Raw genomic sequence first — 15,748 nt, forward strand, 5'->3', positions numbered from 1 at the left:
CGAAAGAATAATCCGCCCACGAGCGCCCGACACCGATGTTAACGGTGATGATATAGTCTGAACTGCATGGCGACATGCAGATGTGAGGTTTAAACGGCCTTACGATAACAAAATTGACGATTTTCTCTCGAACCCGCCGCTTGAAATGTTCAACGATGCCTACTTCACCCCGAAGATGGCCGCTGTTCCTCTTTCTCTGACGCTTCAGGAAATCCTGAACAACTCCGGTCAGGCGCAGATCTTCGACGTCATGGGTGAATACATCCAGGGCGCGGAAGACGGCCTCTCGCAGGGCATGGAAGTCGCTTTGTTCGGTGACGGGACGCTCGGCGGCGGCAAGGCCATCGGCGGCCTCGGTCTGGCTGTTCCGATCGTTGCCAATACCGGCACCTATGGCGGCATCTCCCGCACCAACTTCCCGATCTGGCGCACCAACTCTTACGATGCGCAGACGGCCTTCCCGACCATCGGAACGCAGATCGACTCGACAACCATTCGTCCGATCCTCAATACCATCTACAACACGGTCACCCGCGGCAATCGTCGCCCTGACATGCTGCTGATGTCCTCGGAGCATTGGAATGCCTATGATGCGTCTCTCGTGGCTCATCAGCGCATTACCAATGACAACGGCGTAGGGCGCCTCGGCTTCACCACACTGCAGTACATCGGTCCCGGCTCCGGCAAGGGTATCGAAGTCGTGTTCGGCGGCGGCAAGGGCTCGCAGATGCCGTCCAACACGACATTCGGCCTCGAAACCGATTCGCTGCGCATGCGCTACAACCCGGATCGCAACTTCGACACGCTGTTCCAGGGCGACGGCGCCAAGCCGATCAACCAGGACGCCATTGCGCAGTTCGTGGGCTGGATGGGGGAATTGACCATGGTCAACCCGCTGTTCAACTTCCGACTTTTCGACTCCAACCCGAACTCCTAATAGAAAGGGAAGCAACATGGTTTTCCGCATCACCCCATCTCTTGGACCCGATGTCGAACAGCAGGGCGCACCGTTCTACTGGGATGTCAACGTGCTCAGCCCCTCCGGCACGCAGCTCACCTCATATCAGGACGGCTCTGAAGTCCTCGCCTCCGATGGCTTCCACTACATCAAGGTGAAGTCGGGCGGCGCCAACATCGCCGCTGCCACTCAGGTGACGATCGACGCAAATTTCGTCGCCACCGCAGGCTCCGGCGGCTTCTACACTGTCGCGGCCGTGCCGGCGAATACATGGTTCCTTGCTCGCAAGGGCAACACCCTGGCAACTGGCTAATTAAATCAATGGGGAGGCGCTTTAATTAGCGCCTCCCTTATTTAAACATCCTTACTCAGACAAGGAATGTGGGCATGAAGAAGATCACGGAGACTGTCTATCTCGACGCCGAAAAAGCAGATGGTATGACCATTGAACAGTTCTGCGAATATATCAGGTCGTTCGAAAATGCGGGGGAAAACGTTCGCATTCATGCAATCTCTGACTATGAAGGGTCTGAATTTGGCTTCCAGTTCGAGCGCGATGAAACGGAAGAAGAAGAGCAGATGCGCGAAGCATATGAGAATAGAAAGGCAGAGCGAGCTAGGCGATACAAAGAATTCTGCGATGCCGGTTTTGCTTATGAATTGAAACGGAATTCTTAAAAACTCCCTCCTCAGACGCAAGGAAATATCAGATGACCAATTACGACCTGTATGGCCGCAATCAGCCGACTTCCCGCGAGAAGGACGATAACTCTATCGTCATTTTCCGCAATCCGACCGAAGAAGAAATGGATGGCTTTCTCGATGAGCGTCGTACCCGCGAGAACGGGCGCCCGACCTACAAGGAAAACATTCTTCTCTGCGAAATCCGCTGGCCGGCCGATCAGCGGCGCGTTGGCGTCTTCCCGGCCCATGCCGTCAAGACCGTCGTCAACGGCCAGGATATCACCTATGCCATGTGGTATAAGCCGGAATATGAAACATGGGTGCAGAAGCGCGCCCCGACCGTCACCGGCACGCCGCTTGAACAGCTTCCATTCCTCAGCCAGTCGCGCCGCTATGAGCTGAAGGCGCAGAACGTCTTGAGCGTCGAAGTGCTTGCCAAGCTCGACGGCCCGCAGCTTGCATCGCTCGGCATGGGCGCCCGCGATCTTCAGCAGCAGGCCGCCGCATGGCTGGAGAATGCCAAGGGCTCTGCCGACGTGGTGAAGATGGCGGCGGAAATCGCGGATCTTCGCCGGATGCTGGAAGACGAGCGCGCCGCCAATCGCGGACAGGTGATCTCGCCGGCAGCGCCGAACGATAACCCGTTCCTGTCCATGACCGATGAGGATATCAAGGCGTGGATCAAGGATAAGGTCGGCACCGCACCGCGCGGCAATCCATCCCGCGATACGCTGATCCGTATGGCGCAGGATGTTGCCGACCACGCGCAGGAGAACGCAGCCTAATGACCTTTCTCTCCGCGGCACAAAAGGCAAGCCTACGCCTGATATCCAAGCGTCCGCAAACGTTCTTCGGCTCGACCAATACGTTTGAGCAGGAAATCTGCGACCTTGGCAATCAGGTGTGCCTTGACCTTGTGAAGCGCAGGGACTGGCGAAAACTGACCATCCTTCAAGAACTGGTGGGAGATGGGGTCACACGAGGATTCGATCTCCCGTCAGATTGGGACCATATGCCGAAAGGCATGATGATCCACCAGAAAGACTTCTGGGCATGGAACTATATCCAGGTCACGGATCTGAACACATGGCTGACGCTGGTAAACAGCGCCGTGCAGGTGACGCCAGGAACATGGATTGTGCTGGATAACCAGACGCAGTTCATCCCTCCGGTATCAGCCGGCAACGTCGCGCAATATTACTACATCTCGCGGAACATCGTTCTCGATGCCGATGGCACCACCGTCAAGCCTGAATTTACGCAGGACAGCGACTCCCTCCGCTATGACGAGAACCTGCTGACGCTTGGCCTGATCTGGATGTGGAAAGCGCAAAAGGGCATGGCCTATCAGCAGGATTTCGACAATTACGAGCAGCGCGTTGACGAGGTATCCGGCCTTGAGAAAGGCTCTCAGGTGCAGGTTGTCACCGATGGCCGCTGGCGTGGCAATTATCCCTTCAAGGGCGGCTTTGGCTGGAGCAGCTGGTAAATGAGAAGGCCAGCGCCGCAATCCCAGCAGCGAGTCAATCAGTTCGCCACCTTCCCGGCGGCAAATTACGGGTGGGTTTCCAACCAATCGCTTGCGGCTCCGAACAAGTCGGTCAACGGCGCGTTTCTGCTGCGCAACTGGTTTCCGACCGCGACAAGCTTGATCCTTCGGCGCGGCTCCGAGAAATATGCCACGCTTGGGGCTGGCAATCTCCCGGTCAAGACGCTGATGGGCTATTCCAGCGGCGGCAATGAGCAACTATTCGGGGCGATCGATACCGGGATTTATTCGCTCACGACCGTTGTTGACCCGGATGTCTCGCCGGCGCCTGTCGTCAGCGGAACGACGAACGGCTATTGGAACTTCACCCAATTCGGCACGACGGGCGATGATTTTCTGATTGCCGTCAACGGCTCTGATCCGATGCAGATATTTGACGGTGATGCATGGTATCAAATCACTAATCAGGATGTAAACCGCATCAACTTCGACGCCAAGACCAGCAACTTTACCGTTGGCGCTACCGTCACGGGCGGAACATCAGGCGCCACAGCGGTTATTACTTCCATCGTTGATAATGGCTCGACTGGATGGCTGATTGTCGGAAATATAATCGGTACGTTCCAGGATAACGAAATCATCTCGGGCGGCGGGGGCTCTGCCACTGTCAATGGCACGGCTATTCAGTTGTTCGTGGGCATCACATTCCCCGGCGGTCTGACGACTTCGGATATGATCTATGTCTGGAGCTACAAGGGACGGCTTTATTTCATCCGCAAGAACTCGCTTGAGGTCTATTACCTTCCCCCGGATGCCGTGGGCGGCACAGCAACCCTATTGTCCTTGACCGGAAACTTCCCGCTTGGTGGTTTCCTGATGTTCGGTTCCACATGGTCTCTGGATAATTCGGGCGATGGCGGCCTGTCGGAACAGATTGTCTTCGTCACCAATGAAGGCGAAGTCTGCGCATTTCAGGGTGTGGATCCAGCAAGCGCCTCGACATGGCAGAAGGTCGGCCTGTACCGCATCGGCAAGCCGCTTGGCTCCAAGGCGTTCATGCGGGCCGGCGGCGATTTGGTCATTGCCACGACAATTGGCTTTGTCCCGCTCTCCCAAGCCCTCCAGAAGGACGTTGCGGCACTATCGCCAGGCGCTGTGTCATACCCGATCGAAACGAGCTGGAATGACCTTGTTTCAGCTCGTATATCCCAGCCGTGGAGTGTCAAAATCTGGCCGGAAAATCAGATGGTTTCCATTTCCGTTCCGACGACAAGCGGGCAGGAGCCGATCATGCTGATCACCAATGCTCGTACAGGAGCTTGGTCCATGTACACCGGATGGGACGGGAATTGCCTGGAAACCTTCCAGGGAAGGTTGTTTTTCGGTTCACAGAACGGCAAGGTTATCGAGGCAAATGTGGGCGGAAATGACCAGGGAAGCAACTACACGGCCACCTACGTTCCCCTCTTCGATGATTTAGGCACTCCCGCTAGCCTGAAGTCACCAAAGACGATCCGCATCTTTTCCCGCGGGCCTCGGGACGTACAGGCTCAAGGGAATGTCCAGGTCGATTATGTCTACACGCCGACAACTCCGCCGCAAGCTCCTATAATCCAAAGCACGTCGGAATGGGGCAGCGCAATTTGGGGACAATCGACGTGGGGCGGCGCAACAAATCTGCAGAACAACGTTCAATGGTGCTCCACAGGCGGCCTTGGCTATGCATTGGCACCGGAAATTCAGATTACGAGCGGATCGATTCAGCCGCTTGACGTAGAGATTATTAGAACTGAAATCCTCTATTTAACAGGGCAGATTATTTCGTGACTTATCGTCTTGAATCTGCTATTAAATTCGGGCCTCAAACGATGTTTGCACCATCGCGAGGCCCTAACCAAGCCAACCTTATAGGAGGTAGAAATGGCTAATTCACGTATATGCTCCGTTGAAGGATGCGGCAAGCCTCAGAAAGCAAGAGGTTTCTGTGGCCCACATTACAGAAGATTTATGAGACACGGCGATCCTCTAGGCGGCAGAACGCCGGACGGCGACCTTCAGAGATTTTATGATGATGTTGTCCTAAAGCATGAAGGTGATGATTGCCTGATTTGGCCATACGGCAAATCCAAATATGGCTATGCCCAGATGAGCAGAGACGGCAAGATGGAATATATCCATCGTCTCGTTTGCGAAGCCGTAAACGGTCCGCCTCCAACGCCGAAGCACGAAGCTGCGCACGCTTGCGGAAAAGGGCATCTTGGGTGTGTGGCAAAATCTCACCTTTCGTGGAAGACAAGGTCAGGGAACCAAGCCGACAGGGTCGCGCACGGCACGCATCGTCGAGGCGAGAGAAGCCATCTCGCGAGGCTTACAGAAGCACAGGCGCGCGAGATTCTTGCTCTGAAAGGCAAGGAAACACAACATTCGCTAGCGAATAGATTTGGTATATCGCAGACAACGGTGCACCATATCCATGTCGGGAACAGTTGGGCATGGATTTCAAAATAGTCACAGATGAGCGGGTAGCCGCGTTTGTGTCAGTTCACTGCAATGTTAGTTTCTGTCCGCCGTATAGTCTTATGGGTCTGGAGCGTGACGGAGAAATAGTCTCTGCAGCCCTATTCAACCATTGGGAAGGCGCGGACATCCACATCACTCTAGCTGGGGCAGAATGGCCACGATCATTCCTTCGGGAGATCGGACGATATGTCTTTGAGCAACTCGGATGCGCCCGAATGACCGGCATTACCAAATCCGCGCACGTTGTCCGCCTGGTAGAAAGATCTGGCGGAGCCGTGGAAGGATTGCTTCGAAAGCATTTCCCCGACGGGAGCGATGCTTTCGTAACTGGCGTTCTTCAGGAAGAGTACAAATTCCGCTAATCTCCTGAAAAGGATCGAACAATTGGTTTCTACTCCAAAGCCACCTGATCCGGTTAAGACAGCATCCGCGCAGGCTGAATATAATCAGCAGACGGCAGCAACGAACCAGGCCATGAACATGATTGACCAGTATACCCCTGGCGGTAGCTTGGTCTACAACCAAACTGGAACGCAAACCGTTGTTGGTGCGGATGGCAAATCTATTCAGGTTCCCAAGTATAGAGCGACACAAACGCTTTCCCCGGAGCAACAGGCGATCCTTGACAAGACGAACAAGGCATCTCTGAACCTTGCCGATATCGCCGGCCAGCAATCCGACTTCCTCAAGGGCTATCTGGCAAAGCCGTTCGAGTTCAACGATTCCGACGCTTCGAATTGGGCTTACGATCTCGCCTCGCAGCGCATTCTTCCGCAGCAACAGAAGAACCAGGAAGCATTGCGGGCTCAATTGGTGGCGTCCGGTATTCGTCCAGGCACGGCGGCCTATAACAGCGAAATGGAACGTCTGACGCAGGCCAATTCCGACCAGCTTAACCAGTTGGCCTTGAACAGCCGGCAGCAGGCATATCAGGAAGCGCTGACGAACCGTAATCAGCCGATCAACGAGATCTCCTCTCTCATGAGCGGGTCGCAGATCCAGAACCCGAATTTCGTCAACACTCCGCAAACTCAGGTTGGCGGCGTCGACTATACGGGCTTGGTCAACAACAATTATCAGGCTCAGGTGCAGCAGGCCAACTCAGCCCGAGGCGGATTGTTCGGCCTCCTGTCAGCGCCGTTCGGGATGTTTTCGTTCGGCTCTTCCGACCGTCGCTTGAAGCGCAATATCAAGGATACGGGTCGGAAGATTGGCAATCTCACCGTCTACACCTTCAATTACCTCTGGGATGCCGATCACGTCGCGGCGCATACCGGCTTCATGAGCGACGAGGTGCGGGCGCATCATCCTGAGTATGTCACGGTCGATAGCGATAACTTTGACGTTGTTGACTACCGTGTTGTAGCGGAGGCCGCATGAGCGAGTTGACGCAACGTATATGCTCTATTGAGGGATGCGGAAAGGTCCACAAGAGTAAGGGATACTGCGACCCGCATTACAAAAGACTTCGTGCCCACGGAGACCCTTTAGGTGGCGGGACACCAGAAGGCGAACCTCAGAGGTTCTACGAAGCGGTTGTTCTCACACATGAAGGCGATGATTGCCTAATCTGGCCTTACAGTCGGAACACGAGTGGCTATGGCCTGATGCACAAGGATGGCAGAATGGTGCGCGTCTCGCGGATCGCTTGTGAGGATACCAATGGTCTCGCTCCAACGCCGAAGCATCAGGCGGCGCATTCGTGTGGGAATGGGCATTTTGGCTGCGTGAATAAGCGGCATTTGTCTTGGAAGACACCGAAAGAGAATGAGGCAGACAAGCTGGTCCACGGGACGCACAATCGCGGCGAACGCAATAGCCACGCGAAGATTACAGAATGCATAGTGCAGGAAATTATCGCGATGCATGGCAAAGAAAGCCAGCGATCAATAGCAGCCAGCTTTGGTATCAGTCCGCAGCAAGTGTCCAAAATACAACGGGGAAAACGATGGGCATGCCTCTCAGAAAGGTCACCTGAATAATGGCACTTGATATCTCTCTTCCGTTCGTTTGGGGAAAAGGTGGTTCAAGGCTCACGCCGGAAGAGCTGGCGCGGCAGCGGGCATATGAGGCGCAAATCCTCGCGCGTGGCGTCGATACGTCGCCGGCAGCGAGCAACATGGAAGGCTTGGCGCGTGTCGCAAATGCGCTTGTCGGTTCATTCCGACGCGGTGCGCTCGATCGTGCAGAACAGCAGAACAGAGATGAAGACGCCGCACTAGCCGCACCATTGGCGCATGCGCTCTCGGCATCCTATGGCCTGCCGTCGTCTACTGTGCCGATGCCTGGCGCTGCGGGTGAAGCCGCCGCGACATCTCCAAGAGCGGCGACCATTCCGCAAACGGCTGACGCCGAATATATCAGGAACGGCCTTATCAAGCGCGGGTTCTCCCCGCAGGTATCGGATGCCTTCTTAGCAAACTTCCAGGACGAAAGCGGTCTCAACCCCGGCATCAACGAAGCGAATCCGATCGTTCCGGGTTCTCGGGGAGGGTTTGGCCTTTATCAGCTTACCGGCCCACGCAGGACGGCTTATGAGGCTTTCGCAAATGAACGTGGCGTTCCGTTGAATGACGTAGACGCTCAGTTGGACTTTCTGAAGTATGAAACCGAGGGTCCAGAAGCGAAGGCGGCATCCACATTCCTGAATGCTCCAGATACCGCGACGGCTGCGCAAGCAATCGTCAACAATTTCCTCCGCCCAGCTCAGGAACATAGAACAGCTCGGGCGGCAGCTTATGCCGGATTGCCGACCGTCCAGACGGCACCTGTTACCCCGGTGGAAGTGGCTTCCCTCAATGCTCCGCAGACAGCAACGGACGCCATCGAGGCCCAAGCCCCACTGGCCTACGCCGCGCCACCGCCGCCCATGACGGCTGCACGTAACCAGCCACAGGCAGCGCCACCGCTTCCCCCGCCGACCACGGTTGCCGATGCGCCAGCAGTTGCCGCCGTGCCGCAGCAGGTCGCACAAGCACAGTTGCCGCAAGCGCCACAGCTTCCATCCGTGCCGCCGCAGGTTCTCGCCCAGGCTATTCAGGCTGCGCAAAGCCCGTATGCCAGCGAACGGACCAAGAGTATCGCCAACGCGCTGATCAAGCGGCAACAGGATTTCCAGCAGGCGCAGCAGCAGCAACAGCAATTCCTGTTTGAACAGCAGTACAAGGCTGCACAGGAAGCGGCCGATCCGATGCGACAGGCGCAGCTTCAGAAGCTAAATCAGGAAATCGCCGCGGGCGCAGATAGAACGCCGGAAAGCGTTCGGGCCTTGCAGGAACGCGCTCGCCTATCTGGCCTTCAGGAAGGCACGCCGGAATACAATGCTTTCATCCAGACGGGCGGATCTAGAACACCTCAGACGCTCGCGCCGCCGCCGACTGGATACCAGTACAATTACGACGGGAATGGGAATGTGGTTTCCGTGTCGCCAATTCCGGGTTCTCCTGCCGCTCTCGAAATGGAGCAGGCACTGCGAACGAAAGAAACGCAAGGCGGCCGTCGTGAGACTGCAACCGATGTCATTACGAATGCCGCGAGCGAGGCTCGAAACCTTATCAGGAACGGCACCTTTACGACAGGGACTCTTGGACGACTTGCCGCCAACCTATCCGAATCGGACGCCGCAGAGTTACGCCGCCAAATCGATGTCCTCACCTCCAACGCGACGATTGAGAACCTAACGGCCATGCGACAGGCAAGCCCGACAGGGGGTGCGCTTGGCAGCGTGACCGAGAGGGAAGGCGCGATGCTTGCTGCAGCTGCCGGCGCCATCGATCCTAACTCTGGCAAGGAGCGCCTTGAAAAACAGCTAGACAATTATGAACACACTCTTCTTCGCGTCATTCATGGGCCGAAGGTTGGCGATGCCATCTTTGAGCAGACACGGCAGACGCAGCCGGCAGTTATCGACGGATACCAAATCGAAGAGGTCACAGAATAATGCCGACCTTTCAGATTACCTCACCCGATGGCAAGAAGTATCGCGTCACAGGGGAAAGCGCAGAAGGGGCCTACAAGGCGCTCCAACAGCATCTCGGAGGCTCACCCCCGAAGTCGGAAGAGGCCAAGCAACTTGATGATTATTATTCATCCGGCATCTATGGCGGCGCTTACAACCCGCTCGGGCCGATTGCCCGTTCCATTGACGCGGCTAGCAGCGCGGCACAGGCAGCGCCGACATTCGGCTTTGGTGACGAAGCAGCGGCAGCAATCGCGTCTCCGGGCGTTTCCTATGACGAAGCCTTGGCCGGAATGCGTGGACGTGAGGAAGCGCGACGGGATAACAACCCGATTGCGTCGACGGTTGGCGATATCGCCGGAACCACGGCAACGCTCGCGCCTCTCGCGCCTATTCTACCTTCAGCGCAGGCCGCAACACTAACGGGCCGCGTTGGTGCTGGCATCGCAGAGGGTCTAGGATTCGGTGGTTTGTATGGATACGGCACGGGTGAAGGCGGCGCGGGCAATCGCGCTATCAATGCTGCTGTTAATGGCATTGTCGGCGGCATAGTCGGTGGCGCTATTCCTGCAGTTGCTACGGGCGCGCGGAATGTCTATGAAGCCTTGACCAACCGCATGGCAGCCAACCGTGCGGCAGAGGCGGCAGGGACGACGCGACCGGCTATCAATCTCCTACAGACCGTGATGAATGCCGATGACACGCTCGGCCCCGCTGGACAAGCAAACATGGCGCGGGCCGGACAGGAGGCCATGCTTGCTGATGCTGGCCCCACGGCACGTTCTCTGCTCGACACGTCTATCCAGGCGAGTGGCCCCGGCGCTCGCATTGCTACACAAGCCGTAGAAGGCCGCGCTAACCGTGGTGCTCAGGACCTCGTCAACGTCCTAGATCAGACGCTTGGAACTCCTGAAGGCGTCACATCGGCACAGACCAGCATTCGAGACGCCGCACGCCCAACGCTGAATGATGTTTATAACGGCCCAAATGGAGCTTATTCCAGACCAATCGATTATTCGTCACAGGTTGGACAGGAACTAGAAAACATCATCAATACCCGCGTTCCTGCAAGTGCGATCAATGATGCAAATCGCCTCATGCGCTTGAATGGTGAGCAGTCTCAGCAGATCCTTGCCCGTATTGCTGATGACGGAACGGTATCTTTTGAGACGCTTCCCGATGTTAGGCAGATTGACTATATCACCCGCGCGTTGCGGCAGGCCGCGGAGAGCGGTGAAGGGCAGGGCGCTCTAGGAGGCCAAACGCAGCTTGGCAGCGCCTACCAGAACCTTGCACGTGATATCCGTAGCCGTCTTCGTCAGGCCGTTCCTGAATATGGCGTGGCTCTCGATACGGCTGCAGACCCAATCAGCCAAGTGCAGGCGGTCAAGCTTGGATCTCGGCTTCTCTCACCATCGCAGACGATGGATGACGTAGCTACGGCAGTTGAAGGCATGGGGGCGGCAGAACGGCGCGCCGTGGCACAGGGGATCCGCTCCGACATCGAAAACCGCATGGCGAACGTCACGCGGGCGATGACGGACGGGAACATGGACGCGCGGGAGGCGATCAAGGCGGTTCGCGATCTCTCATCCAGAGCCAACCGCACGAAGGTTGCTGCGGCAATCGGTGAGGATCAGGCCAACCAGTTGTTTGATGAAATCGACCGTATCGCCACGTCATTCGATCTTCGCGCTTCTGTAGCACAGAACAGCCGCACCTTTGGACGGCAGGCAACTGATGCCATGGTCGAGGAACAACTAGCTCCCGGTATTGTTGGATCGTTGGTTGACATTGAACCAAAGCAGGCGGCGAAGAACCTAGCGGCTGCAGTAACCGGCAGGACGCCACAAGCATTGTCCGCGCGCAAGCAGGAGATTTATGCAGAACTGGCACGACTGCTCACCGCGCCACGCGATCAGGCCATGACGACATTCAGCGCCGCGATGAACTACGGTAATCAGTCTTTGGCAAATCAATTACGCGGTGCCCGTATTGCGGAGCTGATTTCCGCTTCTTCGCCTCTCGCTTATCCAGCCGCCATGCAATTAACAGGCAAGAGCCCATGATAAGCGGGCCTAGCCATAGGAGCGTTCCTAAGCTCTGCTGTCTGAGAAACACTGTCATCGAAACGGCAACCACCGTTGTGACGATGAATACAAACGCCTGCATCTATTATTGCTCTCCATAGAGCCGCCCAATCCCAACCTACACGACATTCACTCGCCTCGCAATGACGGGGCTATTCCCGCAGGAGAATACCATGGCCTATGATTCAAACGGTGTGTGGACAAATCTGCCGTCCTACCACGTCAATACCGGCGATACACTGCTCCCATCTTCGCAAAACCCCGTCTGGGAAGATGCCGCCACCAATGGGTTTAGCGCCGTTCTCGTCAAGGATGGCCGCGCCCCCATGACCGGCAATCTGAACATGGGGACAACCAATAAGATCACCAATCTTGCAGCCGGTACGTCTCCAACCGATGCGGTCAACAAGACGCAGCTTGATCCCATAGCCATACTATCGAGAGGCCAAATTTTTGGGCTCAAACTTTCAAACAATACGACAGACGCAACAAACGACATCGATATTGCGATAGGGGACGCAGCGAGCGACGACGCCATCCCTTCTCTGCTATCACTCGCGTCGGCTCTAACAAAACGCATGGATGCGGCGTGGGCTGCGGGAAATAATCAGGGCGGTTGGCTGGACGGTGCCTCAATGCCAAACGGTACGGGCCACGTCTTCATCATGTCTGGAGCAAGCGGTGTTGATGTTGGGGTTTCCGCTTCTCTTAGCCCGATATTACCGGCTGGATACAACACGGCAAAACGGCGCATCGGCTCCATTCTTCGCGAGGGCGGCGCTATCGTGGCGTTCACGCAGGACGGAGATATTTTCCGCCGAGCCGCCAAGGTAGACAGGAACAGCACCGCCGCCCTAGCCTCGTCTCTCCTGACTCTATCTATTCCGACCGGGATTCGGGTGCAACCCATCCTGCAAAGTGAATTGACTGTTACCGCCGCCAATTCTGCGGTTCAGAATGCGGTGGGAAGTGCGTCGGAAGGAAGCGCCACAATCACCTTCCAGGCGGTTCTTCTTCCGGGTACGGCCGGCGCAACGACTGATCGGTCAGTATTCCCGGCCGTCTTCACCTCCAACACGGCGGCGCAAGTTTACTACGCAGTGACCATTAGCGCGGGCTCGATCAATTCCAACACCCTGTCCACCATCGGATGGATTGATGGGCGTGGACGATCTTAGATCCATCTCTTATAAGTGCCAGACATGAAAAACATGTTGGCACTCCTCCTTTTCTCCTCAATAGCGTGGATGGCGCCTGTCAACATGTCAGCACAAGGTCTCGGTGAAGAAGTGCCGATCGATGCCCTCGATAACCATGTTCTTTTTTCAGAATGGGAAGATCGATTCCGGCCCGCATTTGAACAGAGAATGGCCGACGCCCAGCCGGGGGCGATCACATCGTTTCAGATCATCTCAACGCAGCAGAAGACCGGCTACAAGCTCTATACCGTCTCGGCCTTGCATGCGTCTGGCTACAATATGGGCGGCCAGACGGACGGGGGCGTTTTGGCCGTTCCCGATGTCGTAGATCCTTCAAAGCCGATAGCCGTCGCGATCCACGGTCACGAAGAAAGCCCGTGGGGGACTTATCCGACTTTCTTGTTCAATGGCGAGTGGGCGCTCGATCTCGTTAACGCCGGTTTCATTACGTGGGCGCCGGTCAGCATGATCCACAAACCGTTTTCCGATTTCACCTACGCCAAGGGCGGTATCGGAAACGGGAAAGGCGACGTTTACGGCTACATACCGATCTGGGCGCGGATGATCTCCGATGGGATGGACAAGCTGGATACGCTCGGGCTCAACCTTCAATTCGACGGGTTTGCCTCTCTCGGCGTCTCTGGCGGGGCTCAAGTGGCATTTACGCTGATGGCCTATCGGCCCGATGTTCGTGTCGGTGTCTTCGCAGGCGCGCAGCAGCCGCTTGACTTCTATCGACGTGAATATGCGATGATGCAGCACGAACGCTGCTGGGATTTCCCCGGCCTGACGTCCTTCACGCAGATCAAGGCCCTAATCGCTCCTCGGCCAATTGAATTCCAGCTCGGGCGCCAAGATCCATGGTGGCCCGATCAGACTCCCTTCCCGGCGCAAAACCCGTGGTTCGGCGGCACGTCGCGTGATGTACTTGTTGACGAGATTGCCGGTCAATTGCTTCTCCTGAAGCAGATATGGGCAACGGCCGGCGGTGGCGTCGTAAAGCAGTATCTGCATGAGGGAGCACATGAAATGGTGCCCTCAGAAGCTATCGCGTTCATCAACGCCAATACGCAGCCGGTAAACTAACCCCTTCCGAACAATCTGGTGAAACCATGAAGCTCGCCTCCGACTGGAAGCGGGTGCTTCGCTACGCCTATTCGGTTCGGCTATGGGCGCTCGCTTCGCTGATCATTCTACTGGAGCCGTTTATCGGTCTCCTCGTCGATCTATCCGACGATTGGAACCTCTACCTCCGCTTCGCCCTGCGATCTCTCTCCGGGATCTTCGGCCTTCTCGGCATATGGGCGCGCGTCACCAAGCAGAAGGAATTTGAAGATGGCCGGTAGGCTCAAGAAGGGCAGCGCTATTGCCGCCGCTGCTGTCGCGCTCGTAGGCGGCTTCGAAGGACTGCGCACCGTCGCTTATCGCGATCCTGTCGGCATTCCCACGGTCTGTTTTGGCGAAACCCGAGGCGTGAAGATGGGCGACAAATACACAGTCCAGCAATGCAAGGACATGCTTGGGGCTCGCCTTATCGAGTTCGAGACTGACATGCGCTCATGCCTGAGCCAGCCGGACAAGATCCCCGACAAGCCTTATATTGCCTTCCTGTCCTTCACCTACAATCTTGGCAAAGCCAATTTCTGTGGATCCACGATGGTCCGCAAGATCAATGCCGGCGATCTCAAGGGCGCCTGCAATGAGCTGCCGAAGTGGAACAAGGCCACATTGGCCGGCGTCCGGATCGTGCTCCCCGGCCTGACCAAGCGTCGCGCCGAAGAGCAGCGCATCTGCCTGGAGGGCGCATGATCCTCGCGCTTATCCCCGACGCAATCAAGCTCCCGGCCGCTGCGGTCATAGGCGCGGGCCTGATGTTCTTCCCGGCGAAATGGGTAGGCCAGTCGGAAGGCAAGCAGATAATCCTTGCGTCTCTCAAGGATGACAAAATCACCATTCTCGAAGAAGGAAAGAAGATCGATGCGGAAGCTATTGCTGCTGACGATGATGGTCTTTGTGTCTTGCTCGGTGGCTGCCTGCAAGACGACAGCGTTGACGAACCCGTGCGACGTTCTGGTGAGGATAGACCCAAAGCCAGCGACGAACAGCTTTCTTGTGAAAAATGATAGGGACGCCGCAGTTGCCATTGCGCGCCATCGCGGCCGATACACAGAGTTCAAATGCTCAAACTAAGCGGCCCGACGCACTGCAGGAACAGTGCGCCGAGCCTAGCCAGACGACGATTACCAGCATCGCCACCGGCTCCCGCTAGAATAGCGCCCAGTGGTTTTCATATCTTTAAACAGCAAGGCAGGGGCGGCACCTTGGCACCACAACAGAGCGAAACCGACATGGATCTCCGCGGTCGCATCGTAAATTTGGAACATCGGATGAGCGAACTGGGGACTCGTCTCCTGTCTCTGGAAGGCTGGAAAAGCTCAAAAGAAGTATCCGACGCCAGAAGTGACGAGCAGATGAAGGCGTTGACCGAAGACGTAAAAAGCATCAAGTCTGGCATCAGCCGGTTATTCTGGATCATTGTAACAGCTATTGCGGCTGGCGTCGTCACCTTCATGATCAAGGGCGGGTTCAATATTCCCTGATCCTTTCCCAAGCCTCTATCCCTATCACCACAATAGCCATTGCCAGACCTATGTATAGTTGGGGAGTGAAACGGCGGAACATTGCAGATCTCCCCTTATGAACGGACCGATTGCGGACCGTTTCATTGGACAAAGTTAGAACAGGCGAGAACATTTTAGAACCGCCTGCCACGGAAATCCTGGGTTTTCGCGAAGCGTTCTCCGTTCGGGACGTGGGGGTCGAGTGTTCGAATCACTCCACTCCGACCAG

The 15,748-nt window shown here is 56.3% G+C and carries 15 protein-coding genes; all 15 read left to right on the top strand.

The features are described from left to right. Positions 1-82 precede the first annotated feature (82 nt). The 15 genes from AAE029_RS34310 to AAE029_RS34380 all read left to right on the top strand — a co-directional run bounded on the left by AAE029_RS34310 (position 83) and on the right by AAE029_RS34380 (position 15,498). A complete protein-coding gene (locus AAE029_RS34310; RefSeq protein WP_371077407.1) occupies positions 83-937 on the top strand; it encodes a phage major capsid protein in 855 nt (284 codons plus the stop codon). 16 nt (positions 938-953) lie between these two features. Further along, complete coding sequence (locus AAE029_RS34315) at positions 954-1,271, top strand: hypothetical protein (RefSeq protein WP_371077408.1); 318 nt, start codon at positions 954-956, stop codon at positions 1,269-1,271. A 74-nt stretch (positions 1,272-1,345) separates the two neighbouring features. Next, positions 1,346-1,636, top strand: a complete 291-nt coding sequence (locus AAE029_RS34320; RefSeq protein WP_371077409.1) for a hypothetical protein — start codon at positions 1,346-1,348, stop codon at positions 1,634-1,636. A 32-nt stretch (positions 1,637-1,668) separates the two neighbouring features. Further along, the gene (locus tag AAE029_RS34325) at positions 1,669-2,427 is read left to right on the top strand and encodes a hypothetical protein (protein WP_371077410.1); all 759 of its coding nucleotides are present in this window, start codon (positions 1,669-1,671) and stop codon (positions 2,425-2,427) included. Further along, positions 2,427-3,131 carry a hypothetical protein gene (locus AAE029_RS34330; RefSeq protein ID WP_371077411.1) on the top strand — a complete coding sequence of 235 codons (705 nt, stop codon included), beginning with the start codon at positions 2,427-2,429 and terminating at the stop codon, positions 3,129-3,131. Before AAE029_RS34325 ends, AAE029_RS34330 begins: the two co-directional genes overlap by 1 nt. A 228-nt stretch (positions 3,132-3,359) precedes the next feature. Continuing rightward, complete coding sequence (locus AAE029_RS34335) at positions 3,360-4,958, top strand: hypothetical protein (protein WP_371077412.1); 1,599 nt, start codon at positions 3,360-3,362, stop codon at positions 4,956-4,958. 1,167 nt (positions 4,959-6,125) lie between these two features. Further along, positions 6,126-7,031 carry a tail fiber domain-containing protein gene (locus AAE029_RS34340; protein ID WP_371077413.1) on the top strand — a complete coding sequence of 302 codons (906 nt, stop codon included), beginning with the start codon at positions 6,126-6,128 and terminating at the stop codon, positions 7,029-7,031. 601 nt (positions 7,032-7,632) lie between these two features. Then, positions 7,633-9,591, top strand: coding sequence for a phage tail tip lysozyme (locus AAE029_RS34345; protein ID WP_371077414.1), 1,959 nt, complete (start codon positions 7,633-7,635; stop codon positions 9,589-9,591). Continuing rightward, the gene (locus tag AAE029_RS34350; protein ID WP_371077415.1) at positions 9,591-11,678 is read left to right on the top strand and encodes a hypothetical protein; all 2,088 of its coding nucleotides are present in this window, start codon (positions 9,591-9,593) and stop codon (positions 11,676-11,678) included. The genes AAE029_RS34345 and AAE029_RS34350 overlap by 1 nt, the downstream gene beginning before the upstream one ends. 194 nt (positions 11,679-11,872) lie before the next feature. Next, entirely contained in the window at positions 11,873-12,877 is a 1,005-nt protein-coding gene (locus AAE029_RS34355) for a hypothetical protein (RefSeq protein ID WP_371077416.1), read from the top strand. 84 nt (positions 12,878-12,961) lie between these two features. Then, entirely contained in the window at positions 12,962-13,984 is a 1,023-nt protein-coding gene (locus AAE029_RS34360; protein WP_371077417.1) for a hypothetical protein, read from the top strand. Between the two features lie 26 nt (positions 13,985-14,010). Further along, a complete protein-coding gene (locus AAE029_RS34365; protein ID WP_371077418.1) occupies positions 14,011-14,244 on the top strand; it encodes a hypothetical protein in 234 nt (77 codons plus the stop codon). Then, on the top strand, positions 14,234-14,707 hold the full coding sequence (locus AAE029_RS34370; RefSeq protein WP_371077419.1) for a lysozyme: 474 nt from the start codon (positions 14,234-14,236) through the stop codon (positions 14,705-14,707). Before AAE029_RS34365 ends, AAE029_RS34370 begins: the two co-directional genes overlap by 11 nt. Further along, positions 14,704-15,021, top strand: coding sequence for a hypothetical protein (locus AAE029_RS34375; RefSeq protein ID WP_371077420.1), 318 nt, complete (start codon positions 14,704-14,706; stop codon positions 15,019-15,021). Before AAE029_RS34370 ends, AAE029_RS34375 begins: the two co-directional genes overlap by 4 nt. A gap of 264 nt (positions 15,022-15,285) precedes the next feature. Then, a complete protein-coding gene (locus AAE029_RS34380; protein WP_371077421.1) occupies positions 15,286-15,498 on the top strand; it encodes a hypothetical protein in 213 nt (70 codons plus the stop codon). Positions 15,499-15,748: the final 250 nt, after the last annotated feature.

It is taken from the genome of Sinorhizobium sp. CB7, assembly GCF_041357635.1.
Lineage (GTDB): Bacteria > Pseudomonadota > Alphaproteobacteria > Rhizobiales > Rhizobiaceae > Rhizobium.